Origin of the sequence: Metapseudomonas resinovorans (assembly GCF_002003485.1) — a bacterium.
Lineage (GTDB): Bacteria > Pseudomonadota > Gammaproteobacteria > Pseudomonadales > Pseudomonadaceae > Metapseudomonas > Metapseudomonas resinovorans_D.
This window is the reverse complement of sequence record NZ_BDMA01000081.1, coordinates 25,592-49,169: the sequence shown is the minus strand read 5'-3', so window position 1 is coordinate 49,169 and position 23,578 is coordinate 25,592. Positions and strand designations below refer to the sequence as shown.

24 protein-coding genes are annotated in these 23,578 nt (G+C 63.8%); 11 read left to right on the top strand and 13 right to left on the bottom strand.

From position 1 onward, the window contains the following. Positions 1 to 47: 47 nt before the first annotated feature. The gene (locus tag MnOB_RS22195; RefSeq protein WP_077526391.1) at positions 48 to 1,025 is read left to right on the top strand and encodes a zinc-dependent alcohol dehydrogenase family protein; all 978 of its coding nucleotides are present in this window, start codon (positions 48 to 50) and stop codon (positions 1,023 to 1,025) included. 254 nt (positions 1,026 to 1,279) lie between these two features. Here MnOB_RS22195 and MnOB_RS22190 read toward each other — a convergent pair whose 3' ends face one another. Beyond that, positions 1,280 to 1,774, bottom strand: coding sequence for a DUF1294 domain-containing protein (locus tag MnOB_RS22190; protein ID WP_077526459.1), 495 nt, complete (start codon positions 1,772 to 1,774; stop codon positions 1,280 to 1,282). A gap of 2 nt (positions 1,775 to 1,776) precedes the next feature. After that, positions 1,777 to 3,108 (bottom strand): DEAD/DEAH box helicase, encoded by a 1,332-nt coding sequence (locus MnOB_RS22185; protein ID WP_077526390.1) that lies wholly within the window; start codon positions 3,106 to 3,108, stop codon positions 1,777 to 1,779. A gap of 137 nt (positions 3,109 to 3,245) precedes the next feature. Here MnOB_RS22185 and MnOB_RS22180 point away from each other — a divergent pair, with 137 nt between their 5' ends. Then, positions 3,246 to 3,791: a dihydrofolate reductase family protein gene (locus MnOB_RS22180; RefSeq protein WP_077526389.1), complete on the top strand. Its 546-nt coding sequence runs from the start codon at positions 3,246 to 3,248 to the stop codon at positions 3,789 to 3,791. Next, on the top strand, positions 3,788 to 4,189 hold the full coding sequence (locus MnOB_RS22175) for an NUDIX hydrolase (protein WP_077526388.1): 402 nt from the start codon (positions 3,788 to 3,790) through the stop codon (positions 4,187 to 4,189). The genes MnOB_RS22180 and MnOB_RS22175 overlap by 4 nt, the downstream gene beginning before the upstream one ends. On the opposite strand, the gene rarD is transcribed toward MnOB_RS22175, so the two are convergent. From rarD to MnOB_RS22160, 3 genes are all read right to left on the bottom strand, one after another. Then, a complete protein-coding gene (gene rarD, locus MnOB_RS22170; protein ID WP_077526387.1) occupies positions 4,160 to 5,056 on the bottom strand; it encodes an EamA family transporter RarD in 897 nt (298 codons plus the stop codon). The two genes, MnOB_RS22175 and rarD, sit on opposite strands and share 30 nt — an antisense overlap. 338 nt (positions 5,057 to 5,394) lie before the next feature. Then, complete coding sequence (locus tag MnOB_RS22165) at positions 5,395 to 5,994, bottom strand: FMN-dependent NADH-azoreductase (RefSeq protein ID WP_077526386.1); 600 nt, start codon at positions 5,992 to 5,994, stop codon at positions 5,395 to 5,397. Positions 5,995 to 6,154: 160 nt separating this feature from the next. Then, positions 6,155 to 6,469, bottom strand: a complete 315-nt coding sequence (locus MnOB_RS22160) for a 3-phosphoglycerate kinase (RefSeq protein WP_077526385.1) — start codon at positions 6,467 to 6,469, stop codon at positions 6,155 to 6,157. A gap of 109 nt (positions 6,470 to 6,578) precedes the next feature. Here MnOB_RS22160 and MnOB_RS22155 point away from each other — a divergent pair, with 109 nt between their 5' ends. From MnOB_RS22155 to MnOB_RS22130, 6 genes are all read left to right on the top strand, one after another. After that, a complete protein-coding gene (locus MnOB_RS22155; protein ID WP_077526384.1) occupies positions 6,579 to 7,505 on the top strand; it encodes a PA3225 family LysR-type transcriptional regulator in 927 nt (308 codons plus the stop codon). A gap of 11 nt (positions 7,506 to 7,516) precedes the next feature. Beyond that, positions 7,517 to 8,326, top strand: coding sequence for an alpha/beta fold hydrolase (locus MnOB_RS22150; RefSeq protein ID WP_077526383.1), 810 nt, complete (start codon positions 7,517 to 7,519; stop codon positions 8,324 to 8,326). Next, positions 8,320 to 8,874 (top strand): peptidylprolyl isomerase, encoded by a 555-nt coding sequence (locus tag MnOB_RS22145; protein WP_077526382.1) that lies wholly within the window; start codon positions 8,320 to 8,322, stop codon positions 8,872 to 8,874. Before MnOB_RS22150 ends, MnOB_RS22145 begins: the two co-directional genes overlap by 7 nt. 58 nt (positions 8,875 to 8,932) lie before the next feature. Beyond that, positions 8,933 to 10,765: an ABC transporter ATP-binding protein gene (locus tag MnOB_RS22140; protein WP_077526381.1), complete on the top strand. Its 1,833-nt coding sequence runs from the start codon at positions 8,933 to 8,935 to the stop codon at positions 10,763 to 10,765. Positions 10,766 to 10,906: 141 nt separating this feature from the next. Continuing rightward, on the top strand, positions 10,907 to 11,173 hold the full coding sequence (locus tag MnOB_RS22135) for a DUF2790 domain-containing protein (RefSeq protein ID WP_077526380.1): 267 nt from the start codon (positions 10,907 to 10,909) through the stop codon (positions 11,171 to 11,173). A gap of 244 nt (positions 11,174 to 11,417) precedes the next feature. Beyond that, on the top strand, positions 11,418 to 11,702 hold the full coding sequence (locus MnOB_RS22130; RefSeq protein ID WP_077526379.1) for a DUF2790 domain-containing protein: 285 nt from the start codon (positions 11,418 to 11,420) through the stop codon (positions 11,700 to 11,702). Here MnOB_RS22130 and MnOB_RS22125 read toward each other — a convergent pair whose 3' ends face one another. The 5 genes from MnOB_RS22125 to MnOB_RS22115 all read right to left on the bottom strand — a co-directional run bounded on the left by MnOB_RS22125 (position 11,703) and on the right by MnOB_RS22115 (position 14,456). Further along, entirely contained in the window at positions 11,703 to 12,830 is a 1,128-nt protein-coding gene (locus tag MnOB_RS22125; RefSeq protein WP_077526378.1) for a GNAT family N-acetyltransferase, read from the bottom strand. A gap of 102 nt (positions 12,831 to 12,932) precedes the next feature. Then, positions 12,933 to 13,049: a cytochrome c oxidase subunit CcoM gene (ccoM, locus tag MnOB_RS29440; RefSeq protein WP_280359762.1), complete on the bottom strand. Its 117-nt coding sequence runs from the start codon at positions 13,047 to 13,049 to the stop codon at positions 12,933 to 12,935. Positions 13,050 to 13,365: 316 nt separating this feature from the next. Continuing rightward, a complete protein-coding gene (locus MnOB_RS29080) occupies positions 13,366 to 13,524 on the bottom strand; it encodes a hypothetical protein (RefSeq protein WP_179060845.1) in 159 nt (52 codons plus the stop codon). Continuing rightward, positions 13,524 to 14,117: an alpha-ketoglutarate-dependent dioxygenase AlkB family protein gene (locus MnOB_RS22120; RefSeq protein ID WP_077526377.1), complete on the bottom strand. Its 594-nt coding sequence runs from the start codon at positions 14,115 to 14,117 to the stop codon at positions 13,524 to 13,526. The genes MnOB_RS29080 and MnOB_RS22120 overlap by 1 nt, the downstream gene beginning before the upstream one ends. A 42-nt stretch (positions 14,118 to 14,159) precedes the next feature. After that, a complete protein-coding gene (locus tag MnOB_RS22115) occupies positions 14,160 to 14,456 on the bottom strand; it encodes an aspartate-semialdehyde dehydrogenase (protein ID WP_077526376.1) in 297 nt (98 codons plus the stop codon). A gap of 155 nt (positions 14,457 to 14,611) precedes the next feature. Between MnOB_RS22115 and rapA the strand changes: the two genes are divergently transcribed. Next, positions 14,612 to 17,461, top strand: a complete 2,850-nt coding sequence (gene rapA, locus MnOB_RS22110; RefSeq protein ID WP_077526375.1) for an RNA polymerase-associated protein RapA — start codon at positions 14,612 to 14,614, stop codon at positions 17,459 to 17,461. 77 nt (positions 17,462 to 17,538) lie between these two features. On the opposite strand, the gene MnOB_RS22105 is transcribed toward rapA, so the two are convergent. Next, positions 17,539 to 18,867: a spinster family MFS transporter gene (locus MnOB_RS22105; protein ID WP_077526374.1), complete on the bottom strand. Its 1,329-nt coding sequence runs from the start codon at positions 18,865 to 18,867 to the stop codon at positions 17,539 to 17,541. A 284-nt stretch (positions 18,868 to 19,151) separates the two neighbouring features. On the opposite strand from MnOB_RS22105, the gene MnOB_RS22100 reads away from it, so the two are divergent. Next, positions 19,152 to 21,353, top strand: coding sequence for a putative bifunctional diguanylate cyclase/phosphodiesterase (locus MnOB_RS22100; RefSeq protein WP_077526373.1), 2,202 nt, complete (start codon positions 19,152 to 19,154; stop codon positions 21,351 to 21,353). An 8-nt stretch (positions 21,354 to 21,361) separates the two neighbouring features. Here the strand turns inward: MnOB_RS22100 and mnmH are convergent, their stop codons facing one another. Both mnmH and selD read right to left on the bottom strand, forming a co-directional pair. Then, the gene (mnmH, locus tag MnOB_RS22095) at positions 21,362 to 22,468 is read right to left on the bottom strand and encodes a tRNA 2-selenouridine(34) synthase MnmH (RefSeq protein ID WP_077526372.1); all 1,107 of its coding nucleotides are present in this window, start codon (positions 22,466 to 22,468) and stop codon (positions 21,362 to 21,364) included. Further along, positions 22,468 to 23,502, bottom strand: a complete 1,035-nt coding sequence (selD, locus tag MnOB_RS22090; protein WP_077526371.1) for a selenide, water dikinase SelD — start codon at positions 23,500 to 23,502, stop codon at positions 22,468 to 22,470. Before selD ends, mnmH begins: the two co-directional genes overlap by 1 nt. Between the last annotated feature and the right edge of the window lie 76 nt (positions 23,503 to 23,578).

The following is a 23,578-nucleotide window of genomic DNA, read 5'->3' as shown; positions in this document are numbered from 1 at the left end:
GCCTGCGGCTAGACTCAACCTCCCCTCAAGCCGCCAGGAGAAGCGTCATGCTCAAAGCCGAATACAAGACCCGTGGCCCGGTGCCCCAGGACGTGATCGAAGCCGTGGAACTGGAACTCCCGCCCGTGGCCGCCGGCCAGGCGCTGGTGAAGGTGCTGGCGGCGCCCATCAACCCGTCCGACGTGCTCACCCTGACCGGGGAATACGGCATGCTGCCGCCGCTGCCCGCCATCGGCGGCAATGAAGGCGTTGGCGAAGTGCTCGAAGTGGCCGCTGACGTCACCAGTCTCAAGCCCGGCCAGACCGTGCTGCTGCCGGTGGGCTGCGGTACCTGGCGCACCCATCTGGTCGCCGATGCCAAGCAACTGATCCCGTTGCCCAGCGCCGATCCGCAACAACTGGCAATGCTCACCGTCAATCCGCCCACCGCCTACCTGATGCTGCGCGACTTCGTCGACCTGCAACCGGGCGATTGGGTGATCCAGAACGCCGCCAACTCGGGGGTGGGCAGCTATCTGGTCCAGCTGGCAAAGATTCGCGGACTGAAAACCATCAACGTGGTGCGTCGCGAATCGGCAGTGGCCGGCGTACAAGCCGAAGGCGGCGACGTGGTGCTGGTGGACGGCCCCGACTTGCCCAAGCGCGTCCGTGAAGCCACTGGCGGTGCACCGGTGAAACTGGGTATCGATGCCGTGGGAGGCGCTTCCACGGATCACCTCGCAGCCAGCCTCGCCGAAGGTGGAGTGCTGGTGAACTACGGCCGCATGAGTGGCGAGCCGTGCCAGGTGAACCCTGGCTCCTTCGTGTTCCGCGACGTCACCCTGAAGGGCTTCTGGCTGGCGCGCTGGTTCCGCCAGGCAACCCCGCAGCAGCAGATGCAGTTGTTCGGCGAACTGATCCAGCTGATCGCTACCGGAAAGCTCAAGGCACGCATCGCCGCGACCTACGACATCAGCCGGATCAAGGAAGCCGTTGCCGCCGCAGCCGCTGGCGAGCGCGACGGAAAGATCGTGCTGGTGCCGTAAGAAGCGCCCTCACCCCAGCCCTCTCCCGCAGGCGGGAGAGGGAGCAGTACGTGCCTTACCTGGGCCTCGACGCTTTTCCTGTGGGGGCGATTTCAATCGCGAAGCAGGACGCAGTCCTGCCCTGTAGGAGCGAATTCATTCGCGATCAAAGGCCGCTCCCCTGCAAGTGGGAGCGGCCGCAATCCGAACCTCGACGCTTCACCTGTAGGGGCGAATTCATTCGCCAAGCGGGCCGCAGGTCCGCCGGGTTCGCCTCAATGTAGCGCCCAGTACCCCAGCAACCCCAGATGCACGGCCACAATCAGCCAGAACTTCACCTGGTAAGCCACCTTGCGGTTCTTGTGGCGGATGAGTCTCTGGGCCAGGAATCCGCCGGGCCAGCCGCCAAGAAGTTCATACAGGTGGAGGCGGGATTCAGGAGTGCGTTGCGCCCCGGCCACGGCGAAACGCTTGTCGCGCCAATAGGCTACGAAGCAGACCAGGCTCATAAGCGCGTAGACCAGCAGCACCAGCTGCCACAGGCTGAGCCCGCCCAGCCATGGCAGGAGCTGGTGAACACCGGACTCGGCATGCTGCAGCAGCCCCGCCAATGCGCTGGGGTCATTGCTCGCCAAGGGTTGCGAAGCATCCAGGGAAGCGCAGCCACGATCGGTGTACTGCACAACCCCATCAGGCTGCACGCAGCGATAAACCTCAGCCGATGCCGGGGCCGCCACGGACAGCGAAGCCAAGGCGGCGACCCTGCGCATGGTTACTCCGCCGCCGGCTTCTTGCGCTTGAGTGGCGCCAGGCCGTCGTTGCTGACCACACGGGACTCTTCGCGAGGCTTGCTCGGTTTGCGCTTGGGTGCGGCGGCCTTGGCTGGCGCCTTCTTGTCACCCTTCTTATCGGTCTTTTTCTTCTTGGCGCCGACGGCCTTGCCGGATGCCTTGACCTTCTTCGGACCGGTGTAGGTGCCCTTCAGCTCCTTGATGACGCGGCGCTCGAAGCTCTGCTTGAGGTAGCGCTCGACGCTGGACATCAGGTTCCAGTCGTTGTGGCAGATCAGCGAGATCGCCAGGCCTTCGCCACCGGCGCGGCCGGTACGCCCAACGCGGTGTACATACTCGTCGCCGGAACGCGGCATGTCGAAGTTGATCACCAGGTCCAGGCCTTCGATATCCAGGCCGCGGGCAGCGACATCGGTCGCCACCAGCACCTTGGTGCCACCCTGCTTCACGCGGTCGATGGCTAGCTTGCGGTCCTTCTGGTCCTTCTCGCCGTGGAGCACGAAGGCCTTGTAGCCGCCGGCTACCAGATGGCCGTAAAGGCGATCGGCCTGGACGCGGGTGTTGGTGAAGATAATCGCCTTCTGGTAGGTCTCGTTCGCCAGCAGCCAGCGCGCCAGCTGTTCCTTGTGCTCAGGATGGTCGGCCGTGATGATCTGATGGCGGGTGCCTTCGCTGAGTTGGTCGATGCTGTTCAGGCGCAGGTGCAGCGGATCGCGCAGCACGTTGTTGGCCACTTCGCGCAGGGCGTTGCCGCCGGTGGTGGCGGAGAACAGCAGGGTCTGTGCGCGGTTGTTGCACAGTTCGGTGATGCGCTGCATGTCTTCGGCGAAGCCCATGTCGAGCATGCGGTCGGCCTCATCCAGCACCAGCACTTCCACTTCACGCAGGTCGAGGTTGCCGGCGTTGAGGTGCTCGATCAGACGTCCAGGAGTAGAAATCAGGATGTCCGGCAGCTTGCGCAGCATCGCGGCCTGCACCTTGAAGTCTTCGCCACCGGTAACCAGGCAGGACTTGATGAAGGTGAACTGGGAGAAGCGCTCTACCTCCTTCAGGGTCTGCTGGGCCAGCTCGCGGGTCGGCAGCAGGATCAGTGAGCGAATGCGTTCGCGCGGCTTGGCCTCGCCGATCAGGCGGTTGAGCAGCGGCAGGACGAAGGCGGCGGTCTTGCCGCTGCCAGTCTGGGCAGTCACCCGCAGGTCGCGCCCTTCCAGGGCAGGCGGAATGGCCGCCACCTGCACCGGAGTCGGCTCGACGAATTTGAGTTCGGCAACGGCCTTGAGCAGACGTTCGTGCAGGGCGAATTGGGAAAACACAGGACTACCTCGATCGAAAGCGTAAACAGCTGCATAGGTTACCCGGAGTTGCGAGCAAACGCCCGATTTCCGAGCGATACAGCGACGGAATCACCCAGCGGGTATACCCTTTTCTCACCCATTTCCGGAGCCTCGTCATGCGCGCAGCGTTGATTTACTACATAGCCGCGAGCCTCGACGGCTACATCGCTCGTCCCGACGGCAGCATCGACTGGCTGGATCCCATCGAGGCATCCGGCGAGGATCACGGCTACCAGGCCTTCTACGACAGCATCGACGGCCTGCTGATGGGACGTGCGACCTACGAAACCATCCAGGCCTTCAGGGGCGACTGGCCCTACCCGGCCAAGCCCTGCATTGTGCTGAGCCGGAGCGACCTGCCGGCCGTGGCGCCAGAAGTGCAGATCAGTCACGACACACCGGCCCAGGCCATCGATCAGCTGACGGCCGCCGGCTGCAAACGCATCTGGCTGGTTGGGGGTGGCTCGCTGGCAGGGACCTGCTACTCTGCCGGGCTGCTCGACGAACTGGTCGTCAGCTTCATACCGCTGCTTCTGGGCGCAGGTATCCCGATGTTCGCCACCGGACTCGGGCGCCGCCTCCAGCTTCGCGAGCAGCGCAGCTTCCCCACCGGCGTGGTGCAGCTGCACTACCAACTCCTCCCGGAAGCCGAGACACCGTGACGACCCTGAACATCGCCGCCGCCTGCCTGCTGGACCACGAAGATCGACTGTTGCTGGTGCGCAAGCGCGGCACCCGTGCGTTCATGTTGCCGGGAGGCAAGCGCGAGGCAGGCGAAAGTGCGCTGCAAGCGTTGCAGCGTGAGCTCTGGGAGGAGCTGCAGTTACGCCTGGAAGCGTCAGCCCTGAGTCCGTTGGGTCGGTTCAACGCGCCGGCCGCCAACGAGGCGGATACCTGGGTAGACGCGGAGATCTTCGTCGCCCGCCTGCCCCACGGCGTGGAAGCCGCGGCCGAACTGGAGGAACTGGCCTGGCTGGAGCCCGGCGAGCCCCATCCGGAGAACCTCGCCCCGCTGCTGCGGGACCACGTGCTAGAGGCCCTGTCGGGCCTGCTTGCGTAGCAGCTTGGCGCTATCCCAGCCAATCAGCAGCACCGCCAGCCAGATCGGCAGGTAGGTCCACAGCTGTGCGGGATTGAACGGCTCGCCGAGGAAGGCCACAGCCACCGCGAACAGCAGCACCGGCTCCACATAGCTGAGAATCCCGAACAGCCCGAGCGGTAGCAGTCGGCTGGACGCCATCATCGCGGCGAAGGCCAGAGTACCCAACAACCCGAGGCCCGGAATCAGCCACCAGAGTTGCGGCGCCTGACTGAAGGCCCCCGGTGGCGAGAAGTTCAGGATCAGCCAGATGGCCAGCGGCGCCAGCACCGCCATTTCCAGGATGAAACCGGACAATGCGTCCAGCCGCATCCAGCGACGCAGCATGAAATAGGGTGGATAACCCAGGGCGGTGACCAGGGTCAGCCAGGAAAACGCCCGCGTCAGCCAGAGCTCGTGGAGCACCCCACCCAACGCACAAAGCACTGCCAACAACTGCAGCGGCCGCAAGTACTCGGCGTAGAACACCCGCCCCGCCACGACCATCGCCAGAGGCAGCAGGAAGTACCCAAGGGAAACCTCCAGCATCCGCCCCTGCAGCGGCGCCCAGAGGAAAAGCCCCCACTGCAGGCCGATCAACACCGCCGCGAGCGGCAAGGAGGCCAATAGCAAGGGTTCGCGCCGTAGACGCCCCAGCACGCTGATAAAGGTGGACCACTGGCGAGTCAGGGCCAGCAACAGGAGCACCACCGGAATCGACCAGAGGACGCGCTGGGCGAAAATCTGCACGCCATCCAGCGGCGCGAGCTCACGCACGTATCCGGGCATCAGGGCAAACAGGACGGACGCCGTCAGCGACAGCGCGACACCGCGACCGGACAGCTTCATGGCCGCCTCGGCAGGCAGGAAAAGGAATGGAGCGAAATCATCAGGGGCCTCGCAAAGCAGCCGGCGAACATACGCCTTCCTTGCCGCGAGCGAAAGCTTATCAAGGCCGAAAACTGACCAGCCGGGCAAGGCCGTCGCCCGCATTGTTGAAAACGGCATGGCGGATTAGCGAAGCGCCCTCTCTTGCGTTACCTGTAGGGGCGAATTCATTCGCCATGGAGGCCGCCGGCCTCCCCTCCTCCCAGGCATAAAAAAGCCCGACCTGAATCAGGCCGGGCAGGCAAGGTGCGCTCGCGGAGCGTCCGCGCACCTGGAGGAGCGGAGAGCGAAGCGGTGCGTCAGGCAACCTGAGCCAGTTGAGCCTTGGCCGAAGCCAGGCCTTTCTCCTGGAACTCGTTGCCCATGTTCAGGCCTTCGGCGTGGATGAAGGTCACGTCATGGATACCGATGAAGCTCATGGCCTGGCGCAGGTAGGGTTCCTGATGGTCCATCGCGCTGCCGGAGTAGATGCCGCCGCGGGCGGTCAGGACGAAGGCACGCTTGTCGGTGAGCAGACCTTTCGGGCCGGTTTCGGTGTACTTGAAGGTGACGCCGGCGCGCAGCACGTGGTCCAGCCAGGACTTCAGGGTGCTGGGGATGGCGAAGTTGTACATGGGGGCAGCCATGACCAGTACATCGGCAGCCAGCAGTTCCTCGGTCAGCAGGTTGGAACGCTGCAGGGCGGTTTTCTCGCTGGCGCTCTGCTGGTCCGCGGGCTTCATCCAGCCGCCCAGCAGGTCGCCGTCCAGATGCGGGACCTGCTCGATGGCGAGGTCGCGAACGGTGATTTCATCTGCCGGGTGGGCGGCTTGCCACTTGGCAATGAAGTCATGGGTGAGCTGGCGGGAAACGGAACCTTGCTGACGGGCGCTGCTTTCGATGACGAGTACACGGGACATTTGGGCTACCTCCACCGGGGGTTGATTGCGTCGATGGGGCGCAGATTAGATCGTCACTAATCGATGAAAAAGCGTAAATATCCGCTTCGAAATATCAAGAAAGTTGATTTGTAGTAGGAGGGGCACTAGGCTGCTTGCTGTGCCCGAATTCGCGTTTTGACTACTTGGGATTGCAAGTCAGCTTGATCCGCAGCTTGATGATCGCGCGGCTGAAATTGGCGGTCAGGTAAGCGCTCTTGCCGTTCTCGATGATGGCCTTGCGCACCTTGGGGGTCTCCGGGCCGTTCACGAATACCACCTTGCACTCTGCCGGGGTTCCACCGACGTTCTGAATGTTGATGGCGGCCAGGTTGTTGTCGATGTCAGTGGTGTCGTAGACGAGTTCGGCGCCGTTGTACTGCTTCTCCACTTCGATGGGGTAAGCGAAGGCCAGGGTTGGCAGCAGGGCGAACAAGGCACAGCACAGCTTTTTCATGGGCGATCTCCAGTGCAGAGATCGCCAGCTTAACAGAGCGCCGCAAGCGGAATCAGCGCCATGAGCGCGCGCAATTTGCCGGCATAAGCAGCTAGAGGAGCAGCTCCGCATGAAAGCCCCGCGCGTGACACTGGACCAGTGGCGAACCCTGCAAGCGGTCGTGGACCACGGCGGCTTCGCCCAAGCCGCCGAAGCGACCCATCGTTCGCAATCCTCGGTCAGCTATACGGTTGCGCGGATGCAGGAGCAGCTGGGCGTTCCGCTGTTGCGCATCGAAGGCCGCAAGGCAGTACTGACCGAAGCCGGTGAAGTGCTGCTGCGACGCTCGCGGCAACTGGTCAAGCAGGCCAGCCAATTGGAAGAGCTCGCCCACCATATGGAACAAGGCTGGGAAGCCGAAGTACGCCTGGTGGTGGACGCGGCCTATCCCAATGCCCGCCTGGTGCGCGCCCTCACCGCCTTCATGCCGCAGAGCCGCGGTTGCCGCGTGCGCCTGCGGGAAGAAGTGCTGTCCGGCGTGGAGGAAGTGCTGCTGGAAGGTTCGGCCGACCTCGCCATCACCACGCTGGATATCCAAGGCCACCTGGGTGCCGGACTCTGCTCGGTGGAATTCGTCGCCGTCGCTCACCCCGACCACCCCCTGCATCGCTTGCAACGGGAGATCAGCTTCCAGGACCTGGAAAGCCAGTTGCAGGTGGTGATTCGCGATACCGGCCGGACCCAGCCGCGCAACGTCGGCTGGCTGGGTGCGGAACAACGCTGGACCGTTGGCAGCCTGTCCACAGCCGCCAACTTCGTCAGCAGCGGCCTCGGTTTCGCCTGGCTGCCGCGCCACCTCATCGAGCGGGAACTCAAGGAAGGCCAGCTCAAGCCGCTGCCCATGGAGCAAGGTGGTAGTCGCCATCCTTCCTTCTATCTATATGCCAACAAGGACAAGGCCCTCGGCCCGGCGTCGCAGATCCTGGTCGAACTGATCAAGACCTTCGACTCCGCCCCCCTGGATGCCCCCTTCGCCGCTCCGCTTCCCAGCGCCTGACAGGAGGTCACATGTCCTATTTCGAGAACGACGGTTGCCAGCTTCACTACGAGGACTACGGCCGCGGCATGCCCGTGCTGCTCGTGCACGGCCTCGGTTCCAGCACCCGCGACTGGGAGTACCAGGTCCCCGCCCTTGCCGCCCATTACCGGGTGATCGCCATCGATGTGCGCGGCCACGGCCGCTCCGACAAGCCCCATGAGCGCTACAGCATCGCCGCCTTCGCCGATGACGTGGCGGCGCTGATCGAGCACCTCAAGCTGATCGACGTGCATCTGGTCGGCATCAGCATGGGCGGAATGATCGGCTTCCAGCTCGGCGTCGATCACCCGGAACTGCTGCGCAGCCTCACCATCGTCAACAGCGGCCCCGAGGTGAAACCCCGCACGCCGAAGGATTTCCTGGAGATCGCCAAACGCTGGACACTCTCGCGCCTGCTCAGCCTCGAAAGCATCGCCAAGGCGCTCGGCGGCCTTCTGTTCCCGCTGCCCGAGCAGGCCGACCTGCGCCGCAAGATCGAAGAGCGCTGGCCGCAGAACGACAAGCGCGCTTATCTCTCCGCGCTGGACGCCATCATTGGCTGGGGCGTGCGCGATCGTCTGCAGCGCATCCAGTGCCCGACCCTGGTGATCACTGCCGATAGCGACTACACCCCGGTCGACCAGAAAGAGACCTACGTGAAGGAACTTCCGAACGCGCGCCTGGTGGTCATCGAGAACTCCCGTCACGCCACTCCCCTGGATCAACCCGAACGTTTCAACGCCACCCTGCTCAACTTCATTGATGAAGTGGAGCGCAACAAGGAACAAATCCCATGCTGAAGAAACTTGTCCTGGGCGCTTGCGCCCTGTTCGTCTCCCTGAACCTGATGGCTGCCGACAAGCCCCACGTGCTGCTGACCACCAGCGCCGGGGAAATCGAGGTGGAACTGGAAGCCGACAAGGCCCCGGTCAGCGTGAAGAACTTCCTCGACTACGTGGATGCCGGTTTCTACAACGGCACGGTGTTCCATCGCGTCATCCCCGGTTTCATGATCCAGGGCGGCGGTTTCGATACCGACATGAGCCAGAAAGACACCCGTGATCCGATCAAGAACGAAGCCGACAACGGCCTGCGCAACCTGCGCGGCACCCTGGCCATGGCCCGCACCCAGGCGGTTAACTCGGCCACCAGCCAGTTCTTCATCAACCACAACGACAACGCCTTCCTCGACAACGGCAGCCGCGACTTCGGCTATGCAGTGTTCGGCAAGGTGGTACGCGGCATGGATGTCGTGGACCAGATCGCCAACGTCCCCACCGGCAATCGCGGGATGTTCCAGAACGTTCCGCTGCAACCGGTGGTGATTCTCTCCGCCAAACGGCTCTGACGCCCTCGGCCCGGGCAGGAAGCCCGGGTCGATCGCTCCACCTTCGGATGGATTCGCCATGCTTTTCCAACGCTTCGAGCGCCTGATCGATGTGTTTCGCCAGGCGCCAGACGAAATGCCCCCGCGCAGCGTACTGCGCTTCTACGCCTATTACCTGCGCCAGGTCTGGCCGATCTTCAGCGCCTTGCTGTTGGTGGGGCTGATCGTTGCCCTGATCGAAGTGGCACTGTTCAGCTTCCTCGGCCGCATCGTCGACCTGGTCCAGGCCACTCCCACGGGCGAGCTCTTCCAGCTGCATGGCGCAGAACTGGCCTGGATGGCCGTGGTGACGCTGATCCTGCGACCACTGTTCAACAGCCTGCACGATCTGCTGGTGCACCAGAGCATCACGCCCGGACTGACCAACCTGATCCGCTGGCAGAATCATCGCTATGTGCTGAAACAGAGCCTGGGCTTCTTCCAGAACGATTTCGCCGGGCGCATCGCCCAGCGCATCATGCAGACCGGCAACTCCCTCCGGGACTCGGCAGTGCAAGCGGTGGACGCCCTCTGGCACGTACTGATCTACGCGATCAGTTCGCTGGTGCTGTTCGCCGAAGCCGACTGGCGCCTGATGGTTCCGCTGGTGTTGTGGATAGCCGGTTACCTCTACGCCCTCCACTACTTCGTGCCACGGGTGAAGCAGCGTTCCGTTGAGTCCTCCGACTCCCGTTCGCGGCTGATGGGGCGCATCGTCGACGGCTACACCAACATCACCACCCTCAAGCTCTTTGCCCACACCCGAAAAGAAGAGGATTACGCCCGCGAGGCCATCGGCGACCAGACCCGCAAATCCCAAGCGATGGCGCGGGTGATCACCGCCATGGACGCCACCGTGACCATCATGGGTGGCCTGCTGATCGTCAGCACTTGTGGCCTCGCCCTGTGGCTGTGCAACCAGGGGCTGATCAGCGTCGGCGCCATCGCCCTGGCCACCGGGCTGGTGATCCGGATCATCAGCATGTCCGGCTGGATCATGTGGGTGGTCACCGGCATCTTCGACAACATCGGCCAGGTGCAGGACGGTATGCAGACCATCGCCGTGCCGCGTCAGGTGACCGACCAACCGGACGCTCAACCGCTGAAGGTCGACCGGGGCGAGGTGCGCTTCGAGCGCATCGCGTTCCACTACGGCAAAGGCAGCGGCGTGATCGAGGGCCTCGACCTGGTAGTACGACCTGGCGAGAAGATCGGACTGGTCGGCCCCTCCGGCGCCGGCAAGTCGACCCTGGTCAACCTGCTCCTACGCCTCTACGACCTGGAAAGCGGGCGCATCCTCATCGATGGCCAGGACATCGCCCGGGTAACCCAGGAGAGCCTGCGGGCGCAGATCGGCATGGTCACCCAGGACACCTCACTGCTGCACCGTTCGATCCGTGACAACTTGCTCTACGGCCGCCCCGGCGCCAGTGATGCAGAACTGCTGGACGCGGTGTACAAGGCCCGTGCGGGTGAGTTCGTTCCCCAGCTTTCGGACGCCAACGGCCGACGCGGATTCGACGCCCATGTCGGCGAACGCGGCGTGAAACTCTCCGGCGGCCAGCGTCAGCGCATCGCCATTGCCCGCGTTCTGCTCAAGGACGCCCCCATCCTGATCCTCGACGAAGCCACTTCAGCGCTGGACTCCGAAGTGGAAGCGGCCATTCAGGAAAGCCTCGAAACCCTCATGCGCGGCAAGACCGTCATCGCCATCGCCCACCGGCTGTCCACGATCGCGCGCATGGATCGCCTGGTGGTGCTCGACAAGGGGCGGATCGTGGAAAGTGGCAGCCATGCGCAATTGCTGGAGCACGGTGGTCTCTATGCGCGCCTCTGGCAACACCAGACAGGCGGATTCGTCGGCGTGGAATGAGTTCTGGCCGCGTCTTGCATCGACGCGGCTGATCTCCAATACAAGGCGCTTTGATTTCATTCGGGCGCATCCGGCTGGTCATATGGGCCCCGTATCCGGTTTCACCTGAAACCCGCCACGGCCCCCCAAGAGGATCAGCCCATGAAGATCGCATCCGCCGTCAGCGCCGTTCTTGCCAGCCTCGCTCCAAGTGTGTTCGCCCAGGACCACCAGCGCGACGTAGGCGCCGGCATTCCCGCAGTCGACTATCACTACGGCATGGAGCTGGACGTCCAGCGCGTCCTGTATCGCACCGACGCAACCCAGCGCGCAGGCGTGGTGCCGGTCACCATGGTCTACGAAGACAGCCAGGGCGACCTGCACAAGGTTCGCTTCCTCGAATGGGGCAGCCACACCAGCAACAGCTGATCCGCAAGCAACGGGAACTCTCCAGAGGGTTCCCGATGTGTTGCACCGGCGTACCAGCTAGACCACGAACGAAGAAATTTCAGAATCTGCGACAAACGGTCGCAGCGCCTCAAGCATGGGCGATTGCGAGCGATCAAAAAACGCTCAGACCAGAACCACTCCGAGGGGGCACTTGAACTAACCGTTCTCAGTCGGTCAGATAAAGTCCCTTGTAAGCGAAACCCAACAGAGGAATACAAGCCTTATGAAAATGGCCTCGGTTGTAAGCGCCCTGCTCACTAGCCTCGCGCCCAGCGTATTCGCCCAGGATGGCACCCCGAATCAAGGCTCCGGCATTGCGCCGGTGGATTACCACTACGGGATGGAAGTCGATATCCAGAAAGTGCTTCACCGCACCGACACCTCCCAGAAGACAGGCGTCGTCCCCGTCACCCTCGTCTACGAAGACAGCGACGGCGAAGTCCACAAACTCCGCTTCCTCGAGTGGGGCGGCAGCACCGCCACCCCCGAGCTCCCCCAAGTCGGCTGATCAGTCCCGCCGATACGGCAGCAGGCCACGCGCCTCCTCGGCGTAGGCCAGCACGCCACCCCGCTCCTGCACCAGGAAATCGTCCACCGCAGCCCGCAAGCCGGGATGGGCGAGCCAGTGCCAGGAGCGGGTGATCACTGGCTCGAATCCCCGAATCAACTTGTGCTCACCCTGAGCGCCTGCATCGAAGCACTGAAGTCCCGTGGCAATCGCCTGGTCGATGCCTTGGTAAAAGCAGGTTTCGAAATGCAGCCTGTCGAACTCCGCCAGGCAACCCCAATATCGCCCGTACAGGGTGTCGCCACCCTGTAGCGAGAATGCCATCGCCACCGGCCGACCTGCCTGCAGTGCCAGCACCACACGAATGGCTTCCGGCATCCGCTCCGCCAGCAGGCTGAAGAACTTACGCGTCAGGTACGGCGACTGGCCCCGAACCCGATAGGTGTTGGCGTAGCAGGCGTAGACGAAATCCCAGTCTGCTTCACCCAGTTCCCGGCCTTGACGCCACTCAAACTCGATCCCCTGCCCCGCCACCTGTTCACGTTCCTTGCGGATCTGCTTGCGCTTGCGCGAACTCAAGGCGTCGAGGAAGTCCTGGAAATCCCGATACCCGTGGTTACGCCAATGGAATTGGCAGCCCAGCCGTTCCAGCCAGCCTTCACGCCCGCGCAGATGGTGGTCGGCAAAGGCATCGGTGAAATTGATGTGCAAGCCGGACAGGTCGTCGGCGGCCACATCGGCGACTACCGCATCCAGTAGCTCGCTGGCTGCGGCGTCGTCCACCGCCAGCACGCGCGCGCCCCCCACCGGGGTAAAGGGCACGGCCGCAAGCAGCTTGGGGTAATAAGGAATGCCCGCGCGCTGGCAGGCATCGGCCCAGGCCCAGTCGAACACGTACTCGCCATAGGAATGGCTCTTCAGATAAGCCGGTAGCGCGGCGCGCAACTTGCCTTTCGGTCCACGCAGCACGTGGTGGGCAGGATGCCACCCGCTGCGTCCGCCCACGCTGCCGCTTTCTTCCAGGGTGGATAAAAAGGCATGACGCAGGAAAGGCTGATCGTCCGGCAGCAGGGCATCCCATTGCTGCGGGTCGAGTTCATTGAGGCGGGAAAGGGTCTGGATCGGCATGGCGCCAGTCTGGCGCGGGCCGCGGAGGAAGAAAAGTGGGGACAAAAAAATGGGCGACCGAAGTCGCCCGAGGTGCCTTGCGTGCCTGTAAACCCAGAAAACTCAACGCGGCTTGCGTTTGTGCGAGTCCTTCCAGATGAAGTAACCAACACCGGCGAAGAAAGCGACCATGAGTCCGACGGTGCCTATACCGGCGAGAACGACTGTATCGACGAACATGATCTGCCTCCTGCGTTGTGGCGTTGTTGCTTCGATGGGTTCAAGTTACTCGCACGGCAGGGAGGGGAAATTGACTTGGATCAATAGGCGACGAGCACCCGTGAGCAGGCTTGCGGGAGACTGATCCAGGTCAATTTTCGAGGGGGTCGAAGTCGCGGAATGACGGACTTATGGGAGCGAAGCCGAGTTCTTTAGCTCGGTCTAAATCGTAGGGTGCGCTGCGCGCGCCGGCATGAGGATCAGCTTCGGCGCCACGTCAAACCGCCGGTGCGCACGGCGCACCCTACCGGATCGGCTTTACAGGGATTCGAGAAACTCAGCGCTTCTTCGGCTTCTTGCCGCCCTTCTTGCCCTTGGACAGCGGCATGGCTTGCTCGAAGGCCTTGCGCATGTCGTCCAGGCGCTTGTCATGGACATCATGGATGCGCTTGTCGCGCTCGGCGCCGAAATCGATCAGGTTGTCGTCGTTGCTCATCAGCGAATCCAACGGAAAGTGAGATTGAGCCGGGGGGCGCAAGGGGTACGGGTCTTCGCCACCTGGTGTTGCCAATGATGCTGCGTCGGCCCACTCATGACCAGTAGTGCGCCATGGCCCAGTTCCAGGGAGTGTTCAATGCGGTTACCACCCTTGCGCCGCAGGTCGAAGCGACGGGTGCCGCCCAGGTTGAGCGAGGCGACCAACGGATTGCGCCCAAGCTCAGGCTCGTCGTCGCTGTGCCAGCCCATGGAGTCCTGGCCGTCGCGGTAATAATTGAGCAGCACGCCATTCAGGGGCTGCCCCACCGCCGCCACGATCCGCGCGCGAATCTCCGCCAGCAAAGGCGTCCAGGGCAAGGGTTCGTGGGTCAGTCCGGAATAGCGGTAGCGGGCCTCGGCATCGCCGTACCAGGCCACCAGTCGAGGCACAGGGTAAAAACGGCCATGCAGATAAACCTGCGGCTGCTCCCAGTCGGTCTCGGCCACCAGACGTGTCAACCAGTCGCTGGCCTCATCCCGGGAAAGGAAATGCGGCTCGTAGCGCAGTTCGGCGTTTGGCAGCTGGAGAGGAATATCGTCGAACAGGTCCACCGCTATCGGCTTCAGTAAATGAGACGACTCATTCTGCGCGCCTCAGACCTCCACATCCACCCACAGCCCCTGGCGCGGCAGTTCTTCGAGAACCGCCTGGTCCTCCTCTGCAACCTCCCCGGCCGCGAGTTCCTGGGGCGTATAGCCTCGCCGCTGACGACGTCGCTGCTCTTCACGCAGCAACTCCTCGGCTTCCTGGGGATGGCGCTTTTCCAGGCCCACGGCGCTTTCCTGTGCACTCTCCTGCATGGGGGTGACGGGCGGGATGTCGGGGCGCGGTTTGACCACGTCCTGCTGGGCCGTGACAGGGACCAGGCCTTGCGGAATCGGTGGCAGCATGATGACGCCCTCCTTTGGTCAGTCTGTCGGCCACTTGGGGCGTTTCTTTACCGGCGCTCGCTACACTTTTGCGGATAGTCGGCCCGTATCCGGCGTCGCCCTGCGCCCTCGGTTCCGTTAACATACGCGGCTTTTTTCAATTCAGGGAGACACGCATGGCGCAGCAGTATCAACCGGGGCAACGCTGGATCAGTGACAGCGAAGCGGAGCTGGGGCTCGGAACCATCCTGACATCGGATGGCCGGCTGCTCACCGTGCTCTACCCGGCCACTGGCGAGACCCGCCAGTATGCGCTGCGCAACGCACCGCTGACCCGCGTGCGCTTCGCTCCAGGCGACGAGATCACCCACTTCGACGGCTGGAAGCTCAACGTCCAGGAAGTCGAGGATATCGATGGGCTGCTGATCTACCACGGCATCACTGCCCAGAACGAGCCGCGCATCCTCCCGGAAACCCAGCTGAACAACTTCATCCAGTTCCGCCTGGCCAATGATCGCTTGTTCGCCGGTCAGATCGACCCGCACAAATGGTTCGCCCTGCGCTATCACACGCTGGAACACCGCTCGCGCCTCCTGCAGTCGTCCCTCTGGGGCCTTTCAGGCGCGCGCGCCCAGCCGATCGCCCACCAGCTGCACATCGCCCGTGAAGTGGCCGACCGCGTTGCGCCGCGCGTACTGCTGGCCGACGAAGTGGGCCTGGGCAAAACCATCGAGGCCGGCCTCGTCATCCACCGCCAGCTCATTTCCGGCCGCGCCAGCCGGGTGCTGATCGTGGTTCCGGAAAACCTCCAGCACCAATGGCTGGTGGAAATGCGCCGTCGCTTCAACCTGCAGGTCGCCCTGTTCGATGCCGAGCGCTTCGCTGAAAGCGACGCCAGCAACCCGTTTGAAGACACCCAGCTGGCTCTGGTGTCCCTGGAATGGCTGAAGGGCAGCGAGCGCGCCCAGGATGCCGCCTTCGCCGCCGGCTGGGACCTGCTGGTCGTCGACGAAGCCCACCACCTGGTCTGGCACCCGGAACAGGCCAGCCCCGAGTACCGGCTGGTGGAGCAACTGGCCGAGGTCATCCCCGGCGTTCTGCTGCTCACCGCCACCCCGGAACAACTGGGCCTGGAAAGCCACTTCGCGCGTCTGCGCCTGCTGGACCCAAGTCGCTTCCACGACCTGGAGGCCTTCCGCGCCGAAAGCGCCAATTACCGTCCGGTCGCCGAAGCCGTCCAGGAACTGCTGGACCAGGGCCGCCTGAGCGCCAAGGCCGAAGGGACCATCAAGGGTTTCCTCGGCGAAGAGGGCGAAGGTCTGTTGCAGGCCCTTGCCGGCGGCGACGAGGAAGCCGCGCCGCGCCTGGTGCGCGAGCTGCTGGACCGTCACGGCACCGGCCGCGTGCTGTTCCGCAACACCCGCGCTGCCGTGCAGGGCTTCCCCGAGCGCCAGCTGCACCCCTATCCGCTGCCCAACCCGGTCGAGTACATGGAGCTGCCCATCGGCGAGCACCCGGACCTCTACCCGGAAGTCAGCTTCCAGTCCCAGCAGGACTTCGGCGACGAGTCCGAGCGCTGGTGGCGCTTCGACCCGCGCGTCGAATGGCTGATCGACACCCTGAAGATGCTGAAGAAGTTCAAGGTGCTGGTGATCTGCGCCCACGCGGAAACGGCCCTGGACCTGGAAGATGCCCTGCGCGTGCGCTCCGGCATCCCCGCCACCGTGTTCCACGAAGGCATGAGCATCCTCGAGCGCGACCGCGCCGCCGCCTACTTCGCGGATGAGGAATTCGGCGCGCAGGTGCTGATCTGCTCTGAAATCGGCTCCGAGGGCCGCAACTTCCAGTTCGCCCATCATCTGGTGCTGTTCGACCTGCCGGCCCATCCGGACCTGCTGGAACAACGCATCGGTCGCCTCGACCGTATCGGTCAGAAGCACACCATCCAGCTGCATGTGCCCTACCTGGAAACCAGTCCGCAGGAGCGCCTGTTCCAGTGGTACAACCAGGCGTTGAACGCCTTCCTCGCCACCTGCCCCACCGGCAGCGCGATCCAGCACAAGTTCGGCCCGCGCCTGCTGCCGATGCTCGACGGCGGCGATGACAGCGCCTGGGATGCCCTGGTGAACGAAGCCGAAGCCGAGCGCAAGCGCCTGGAAGGCGAAATGCACAATGGCCGCGACCGCCTGCTGGAACTCAACTCCGGCGGCGCTGGCGAAGGCGAACGCCTGGTCGAGGACATTCTCGACCAGGACGACCAGTTCGCCCTGCCTATCTATATGGAGTCCCTGTTCGAAGCCTTCGGGGTCGACAGTGAGGATCACTCCGAAAACGCCCTGGTGCTCAAGCCCGGCGAAAAGATGCTCGACGCCGGCTTCCCCCTCGGCGACGACGAGGGCGTGACCGTCACCTACGACCGTAACCAGGCCCTGTCCCGCGAAGACATGCAGTTCCTCACCTGGGAACACCCCATGGTGCAGGGCGGCATGGACCTGGTGGTCTCCGGCTCCATGGGCAACACCGCCGTGGCGCTGATCAAGAACAAGGCGCTCAAGCCCGGCACCGTGCTGCTGGAGCTGCTCTACGTCAGCGAAGCCGTGGCCCCGCGCGCCCTGCAACTGAACCGCTTCCTGCCGCCCAAGGCCCTGCGCTGCCTGGTGGATGGCAATGGCAACGACCTGGCGTCCAAGGTGGCTTTCGACACCCTCAACGACCAGTTGGAAAGCGTGCCGCGCGGCAGCGCCAACAAATTCGTCCAGGCCCAGCGCGATGTGCTCGCGGCACAGATCAACGCCAGCGAAGCCAAGATCGCCCCGCGCCATGCCGAGCGCGTGGCCGAGGCCAAGCGCCGCCTGAAGGCCGAACTGGACGAAGAACTGGCCCGCCTCACCGCCCTCCAGGCGGTCAACCCGAGCGTGCGCGACAGCGAACTGGAAGCTGTCCGTCACCAGCGTGACGAAGGCCAGCAACTGCTGGACAAGGCTGCGCTGCGACTGGAGTCGATCCGGGTGCTGGTAGCGGGATAATCAGCGGGTCCGCAGGAAAAAGCTCCACCAACAAGAAGGCCCGCAGCAATGCGGGCCTTCTTGCATCTAGCGAATCGTCAGGCCGCCGCGGCCAGCAGTCCCTGACGCATGTTCGCCGCATCGCGCACGAAGCAGCGCGCCGCCTGGAACAGCGCCAGCATGGTGAGGGTGAGCGCCACCGGCACAAGGAACATGGCGTTGTGCAGCCCCACGGCCTTGAAGGTTTCGTTCATTTCGCTGGCACCGGCCGCCAGCATCGCCGCCTGGGAGTAGTGGTCAGACAGCAGCCCCACGACCACCGGACCAAGGCCGCCACCCAGCAGGTAGAGGCCGGCGAAGAACAGCGCCATCGCGGTAGCCCGCAGACGCGGCTCGACCACATCCTGAATGGAGGTATAGACGCAGGTATAGAAGTTGTACGCGAACAGCCAGCCCAGGCTGAACACACCCACGAACAGGCCGATCTCGATGCGGCCGGCGAACAATGCGTAGCCGGTGCAGATGGCCGCCACCGCCATGCTGAATGCCGCCAGCAGCAGGCGGCCACGTTCGGATTTCTGGTGCACCTTGTCCGCCACCCAGCCACCCAGGGTCAGGCCAACCAGCCCGGTCAGGCCGGTGATGATGCCGGTGGCGATGGCCGCCTGCTCCAGCGGCATCAGGAAGTAACGCTGCAGCATCGGCACCATGAAGGAGTTGGTCGCGTACGTGGCGAAGTTGTAGGTCAGGCCCGCAACGGTCAGCCACCAGAACGTACGGATCGCCAGCACCCGGCGCAGCGGTTTATCCACCGGGGTGGCGGTGGAGACCTGCACGGCCTCGGCGGCGCCACGGGCCGGTTCCTTGATGAAGAACATGAAGATCGCCAGGATGATCCCCGGCACGGCGGCGATGAAGAACGGCGCACGCCAGCTATCGAAAGCCTTCACCATCGCACCGATGGTGAAGAACGCCAGCACCAGCCCCAGCGGCAGGCCCAGCATGAAGATACCCATTGCACGGGCGCGCTTGTGGGCAGGGAAGAGATCACCGATCAATGAGTTGGCCGCCGGCGCGTAACTCGCCTCGCCAATGCCCACCCCCATGCGCACCAGCAGGAAGCTCCAGAAGTTCCAGGCCAGTCCGTTCACGGCGGTCAGGCCGCTCCACACGGCCAGGCCCCAGCCCATGATCTTCCTCCGCGCGCCGGTATCGGCCATGCGCCCCAGCGGCACACCCGCGATTGCATAGACCAGGGTGAAGGCGGTGCCGATCAGGCCCAGCTGGAAATCGCTCAGGCTCCACTCGTGGCGCACCGGCTCGATGATGATGGCCGGGATGGTCCGGTCGAAGAAATTGAAGAGGTTGGCCAGGAAGAGCAGGAAAAGCACGCGCCAGGCATTGGCCACTTGGGGAGATTGCTGCATGAGTCGGTCTCGTTCTTGTTGTGCGCCCGGACAACCGCTAGCCGGGGTCTATCCGGCAATCTAGAGCGTGCGGCCAGCCACTGTCTGCGAAAATTCGTGTGATTTATGTAACCCGATGCTGCCGGGGCGAATTGCCACGCCGGCCGGCCATCCGCCGCGGACGACCGTTCAGCGCCCAGGTACGTCCGTCTCAGGAAGCGGCCGCGTGCTGACTATACTGAAGGCACGGTGCCAGCAAGCACTCCCTCCCCCCGAAATTCAATAGCCTGCATGGGATTCCTTATATGGACTGGCTGGGTCTGCGCTTCGGTACCGATCTTCCTGCGGACGGCCAGATCCTCCTGGCTTGCACCCATAACAGCTGGCTGGTGCTGCTGGCCTTCCTGGTCGCCTCCGGCGCCGGCTACTGCGCGTTCGACATGGCCGAACGCGTAGCCCATGCGCAGCAACCGGAAACCCGACGACGCTGGTGCTGGCTGGGAGCCTGGTGCCTGGGGGGCGGCATCTGGGCGATGCACTTCATCGCCATGCTGGCCTTCGAAGCGCCTATCACCATCGACTACGACATCCCCACCACCACGCTCTCCCTGGTCATGGTGGTTTCCGCTTCACTGGTGGGCATGTACACCCTCGGTCGGCCCAACGTCGAACCCCGCCACTACATGGCAGCGGCCCTGGCCATCGGCCTTGGCATCACGCTCATGCACTACAGCGGCATGGCCGCGATCCGCTCGGTGGCAACCCAGTACTATCACCCCGTCATGGTCGCCGTTTCGGGGGGTGTAGCCGTCGCCGCCAGCCTGGCTGCCATGCTGCTTTCAGCGTTCTTCCGCGAGCGCAGCGAAGGCCACCAGTTGCTGAAGATCCCCGCCAGCCTGGCCATGGGCGGCGCAATCTGCAGCATGCACTTCACCGGCATGCTGGCCTTGCAACTGGCGGTTCCCGCGGGGACCGAACTTCACCTCAAGCGAGCCGACAACGCCGTACAACTCGGTCTCAGCCTCGCGGTGATCGCCGGCATGGTGCTGCTGTTCGCGCTGTGCGTGGCCTGGGCCGACAAGAAGCTGCAACGCAAGGAACGCGACCTGCAACATGTCAGCAACCTGTTGCATGAATTGGAGCAGGTGAAGGTCAAACTGCAGAACGTCGCCCACTACGACGCCCTTACCAACCTGCCCAACCGCCGTGCCTTCAACGAATTCTTCGTCGAGAAACTCCAGCAGCACGCCCAGTTCAAGCAACCGCTGGCCGTCATGTTCCTGGACGTGGACCACTTCAAGCGTGTCAACGACAGCCTCGGGCACGACGCCGGGGATGAGCTGCTCAAGGTCGTGGCCGAACGGGTACGCAGCGTGCTGCGCCGAGAGGATGTCATCGCGCGACTGGGCGGTGATGAGTTCTGCGTGCTGGCCAGCCTCGGTAGCCTGACCGAAGCCAAGGCACTGTCCCAGCGCATCATGCAACGCATGAAAGAGCCCATCACCCTCGCCGGGCGCAACGTCACCATGACCACCAGCATCGGCATCAGCCTCTTCCCGGACGATGGCGAAACCTGCGAGGAACTGCTCAAACACGCCGACCTCGCGCTCTACCAGGCCAAGAGCAGCGGCCGCAACAACCTCCATTTCTTCAGTCATCACCTGAAGCACAAGGCGACCTTCGAACTGCAACTGGAAGAGGAGCTGCACCTGGCACTGGCCAAGGACCAGGGCCTGTTCCTCAACTACCAGCCCATCCTCGACCTCAGCAGCGGCCAGGTGACCAAACTGGAAGCGCTGGTCCGCTGGCAGCATCCGCAACTTGGCCTGCTCTCCCCCGACCGCTTCATCGGCGTGGCCGAAGCCAATGGCTTCATCGCCGACCTGGATGGCTGGGTGCTGCGCCGTGCCTGCCGTGACCTGGCCAGCCTGGCCGCCAAGGGCTTCCATGATTTGCGGATGGCGGTGAACTGTTCGGCGCTCAACCTCAACCGCCATGAACTGGCGGACGAGGTGCAACGTGCCCTGGAGGAAAGCGGGATACGGCCGCAACGCCTGGAGCTGGAAGTCACCGAGAACGCCCTGATGTGCAGCGTCAATCAGGCACTGCACCTGCTGGAGCGCATTCGCGGCCTGGGCGTGAGCATTTCCATCGATGACTTCGGCACCGGCTATTCATCCCTGGCGTACCTGAAGCGCCTGCCCCTGGATACGCTCAAGATCGACCGTTCCTTCGTCATGGACATCCCCGGCAGCCATGCCGACATGGAGATCGTCCAGGCCATCATCGGCATGGCCCATACGCTGCATCTGCACGTGGTGGCCGAAGGGGTGGAGACCCGCGAACAGCTGGAATTCCTCCGTGGCCATGGCTGCGACTACGTCCAGGGCTACCTGCTCAGTCGTCCGCAGTCGCTGGAGGCCATCGAAGACTTCCTCCGCCGTTCCCACGGACTGACCAGCAGTAACGTACTGCCGCTGCGACCCAAGGATTCCAATCCGGCCTGAAGCCGAGGTCAGCGCCGCACCGGCTGGCGCTGGCGCAGGTATTCGAGTACTGCCGCCTGCTCGCCGGCGAACTCGATGCGTGACGCCTTGCTTTCGCGCTGGAAGGCGTACATCGGGTCGTAGTACTCGCGCAACAAACCCTCGATCCAGCCGCGATGCAGCTCCACATTGCCGGTGGACTGCTGTTCGACCAGCGCCTGATCCATCAAGTCCGCCATGCGCTGGTGGCGCTCGCCGCCCAGGCGCTTGACGATGTTGTCCAGGCTCTGGCGCAAGCGATCGGCGAAGCGGGTGAATCCCTGTTCTTCACCATGGGTGGCGATGAATTCGGCGCACAGATTCACCACGTAATCCCGCAGAATGCGCTCCACCCGATCCTCGAAACTGTCGTCGAGCCAGACCAGCGGATACGCCTGCATGCCCTGGTACAGCTCCAGCGGCACTGAACAACTGCCAACGATGCGCCCCTCGTCCTCCAGCACGAACTGCTCGTGGCCCGCCGCGCGCTTCTTGAGGATGTCGATGGCCAGGGCATTCTCGAAATCGATCTGCGGCGGTTGTGGGGTAGCGCGCTTGCCGAAGCTCGAACCCCGGTGGTTGGCATGGCCTTCCAGATCCAGGCTGTTCGAGAGTCGGGAGATCACATCGGTCTTGCCTGTGCCGGTCAGGCCGCCCACCAGGACGAAATCGCACCGGGCCACCGCGTCCTGGGTGGTTTCCAGGAGAAAGGTCCGCATCGCCTTGTAGCCGCCTTTCACCCTGGGGTACTCGATGCCGGCTTCCGTCTTCAGCCACTCCTGCACCAGCTGCGAGCGCAGGCCGCCCCTGAAGCAGTAAAGGTATCCGTGGGGGTTGGCGCGGGCGAAGGCAGCCCATCCCTCGATACGCTCGGTCTTGGTGGCGCCATTGACCAGTTGGTGGCCCAGGGCGATGGCTGCCTGCTGGCCATGTTGCTTGTAGCAGGTCCCCACCTTCTGCCGCTCGATGTCGGTCATCAGTGGCAGGTTGACCGTATGGGGAAAAGCGCCCTTGGAGAATTCCACGGGCGCACGGGCGTCCATCATCGGCAGGTCATTGAGGAAAATTTCGCGGTAATTCGAGGTATCCGGGCGCATCAGAACACCTCGACCGCGAGACTCTGTCGCTCGTGCAGTTGGCCGATGGGCGCGAGTTGCAGCCCAAGCTCCTCGGCCACGGCCAGGAACTCGGCCTCGCCCTCGGGCGCCACCGCGACCAGCAGGCCACCACTGGTCTGCGGGTCGCAAAGCAGCAGTTTCTGCACTTCGGCGAGAGGCGCCAGGCGGTCGCCATAGCTATCGAAGTTGCGCAGGGTGCCCCCGGGTACGCAGCCCTGTTCCAGGTAGTACTCCACGCCCGGCAGGCTGGGCACCTTGGCGTAGTCGATACGGGCGGTCAGGCCACTGCCGTCGGCCATTTCCACTAGGTGGCCAAGCAGGCCGAAGCCGGTGACATCGGTCATCGCCTTGACCCCGGCGAGCTTGCCGAAGCGGCTGCCGGGCTTGTTCAGCGTGCACATCCAGTCGCGGGCCAGGCCCACGTCGGCCTCGCGCAACCTGCCCTTCTTCTCGGCCGTGGTGAGGATGCCGATGCCGAGGGGCTTGGTCAGGTAGAGCTTGCAGCCAGCGGTGGCGGTGTCGTTGCGTTTCATGTTGCACTTGTCCACTACGCCGGTGACGGCCAGACCGAAGATCGGCTCGGGGGCATCGATGGAGTGCCCGCCGGCCAGCGGAATGCCCGCCTCGTCGCACACCGAACGGCCGCCTCGAATCACTTCGCGGGCCACTTCCGGCGGCAGCACGTTCACCGGCCAGCCGAGGATGGCGATGGCCATCAGCGGGTCGCCGCCCATGGCGTAGATGTCGCTGATGGCGTTGGTGGCGGCGATTCGGCCGAAGTCGAAGGGGTCATCCACGATCGGCATGAAGAAGTCGGTGGTGGAAACCACGCCGCGCTCGTCGTCCAGCGCGTAGACCGCGGCATCGTCCCTGGAGGCATTGCCTACCCAGAGTTTCGGGTCGAGGTTCTGCGCGCCGCTGCCGGCGAGGATCACTTCCAGCACCTTGGGAGAAATCTTGCAGCCGCAACCAGCGCCATGGCTGTACTGCGTGAGGCGGATGGGGTCGGTCATGGTCGTCTCTACGAAAAGCAATTGGGTTTCCTGTAGGAGCGAATTCATTCGCCAAGCAGGCCAACGGCTTGCCCTG

Coding starts and splice junctions, on each gene's coding strand:
- MnOB_RS22145 (WP_077526382.1), top strand. CDS start 8,320: ATGCTGAAGAAACTTGTCCTGGGCGCTTGCGCCCTGTTCGTCTCCCTG.
- rarD (WP_077526387.1), bottom strand. CDS start 5,056: ATGAAGCTGTCCGGTCGCGGTGTCGCGCTGTCGCTGACGGCGTCCGTC.
- MnOB_RS22190 (WP_077526459.1), bottom strand. CDS start 1,774: ATGCGCAGGGTCGCCGCCTTGGCTTCGCTGTCCGTGGCGGCCCCGGCA.
- MnOB_RS22140 (WP_077526381.1), top strand. CDS start 8,933: ATGCTTTTCCAACGCTTCGAGCGCCTGATCGATGTGTTTCGCCAGGCG.
- MnOB_RS22135 (WP_077526380.1), top strand. CDS start 10,907: ATGAAGATCGCATCCGCCGTCAGCGCCGTTCTTGCCAGCCTCGCTCCA.
- MnOB_RS22125 (WP_077526378.1), bottom strand. CDS start 12,830: ATGCCGATCCAGACCCTTTCCCGCCTCAATGAACTCGACCCGCAGCAA.
- MnOB_RS22195 (WP_077526391.1), top strand. CDS start 48: ATGCTCAAAGCCGAATACAAGACCCGTGGCCCGGTGCCCCAGGACGTG.
- MnOB_RS22180 (WP_077526389.1), top strand. CDS start 3,246: ATGCGCGCAGCGTTGATTTACTACATAGCCGCGAGCCTCGACGGCTAC.
- MnOB_RS22160 (WP_077526385.1), bottom strand. CDS start 6,469: ATGAAAAAGCTGTGCTGTGCCTTGTTCGCCCTGCTGCCAACCCTGGCC.
- MnOB_RS22100 (WP_077526373.1), top strand. CDS start 19,152: ATGGACTGGCTGGGTCTGCGCTTCGGTACCGATCTTCCTGCGGACGGC.
- MnOB_RS22130 (WP_077526379.1), top strand. CDS start 11,418: ATGAAAATGGCCTCGGTTGTAAGCGCCCTGCTCACTAGCCTCGCGCCC.
- MnOB_RS22155 (WP_077526384.1), top strand. CDS start 6,579: ATGAAAGCCCCGCGCGTGACACTGGACCAGTGGCGAACCCTGCAAGCG.
- MnOB_RS29080 (WP_179060845.1), bottom strand. CDS start 13,524: ATGAGCAACGACGACAACCTGATCGATTTCGGCGCCGAGCGCGACAAG.
- mnmH (WP_077526372.1), bottom strand. CDS start 22,468: ATGCGCCCGGATACCTCGAATTACCGCGAAATTTTCCTCAATGACCTG.
- MnOB_RS22105 (WP_077526374.1), bottom strand. CDS start 18,867: ATGCAGCAATCTCCCCAAGTGGCCAATGCCTGGCGCGTGCTTTTCCTG.
- MnOB_RS22150 (WP_077526383.1), top strand. CDS start 7,517: ATGTCCTATTTCGAGAACGACGGTTGCCAGCTTCACTACGAGGACTAC.
- MnOB_RS22165 (WP_077526386.1), bottom strand. CDS start 5,994: ATGTCCCGTGTACTCGTCATCGAAAGCAGCGCCCGTCAGCAAGGTTCC.
- selD (WP_077526371.1), bottom strand. CDS start 23,502: ATGACCGACCCCATCCGCCTCACGCAGTACAGCCATGGCGCTGGTTGC.
- ccoM (WP_280359762.1), bottom strand. CDS start 13,049: ATGTTCGTCGATACAGTCGTTCTCGCCGGTATAGGCACCGTCGGACTC.
- rapA (WP_077526375.1), top strand. CDS start 14,612: ATGGCGCAGCAGTATCAACCGGGGCAACGCTGGATCAGTGACAGCGAA.
- MnOB_RS22115 (WP_077526376.1), bottom strand. CDS start 14,456: ATGCTGCCACCGATTCCGCAAGGCCTGGTCCCTGTCACGGCCCAGCAG.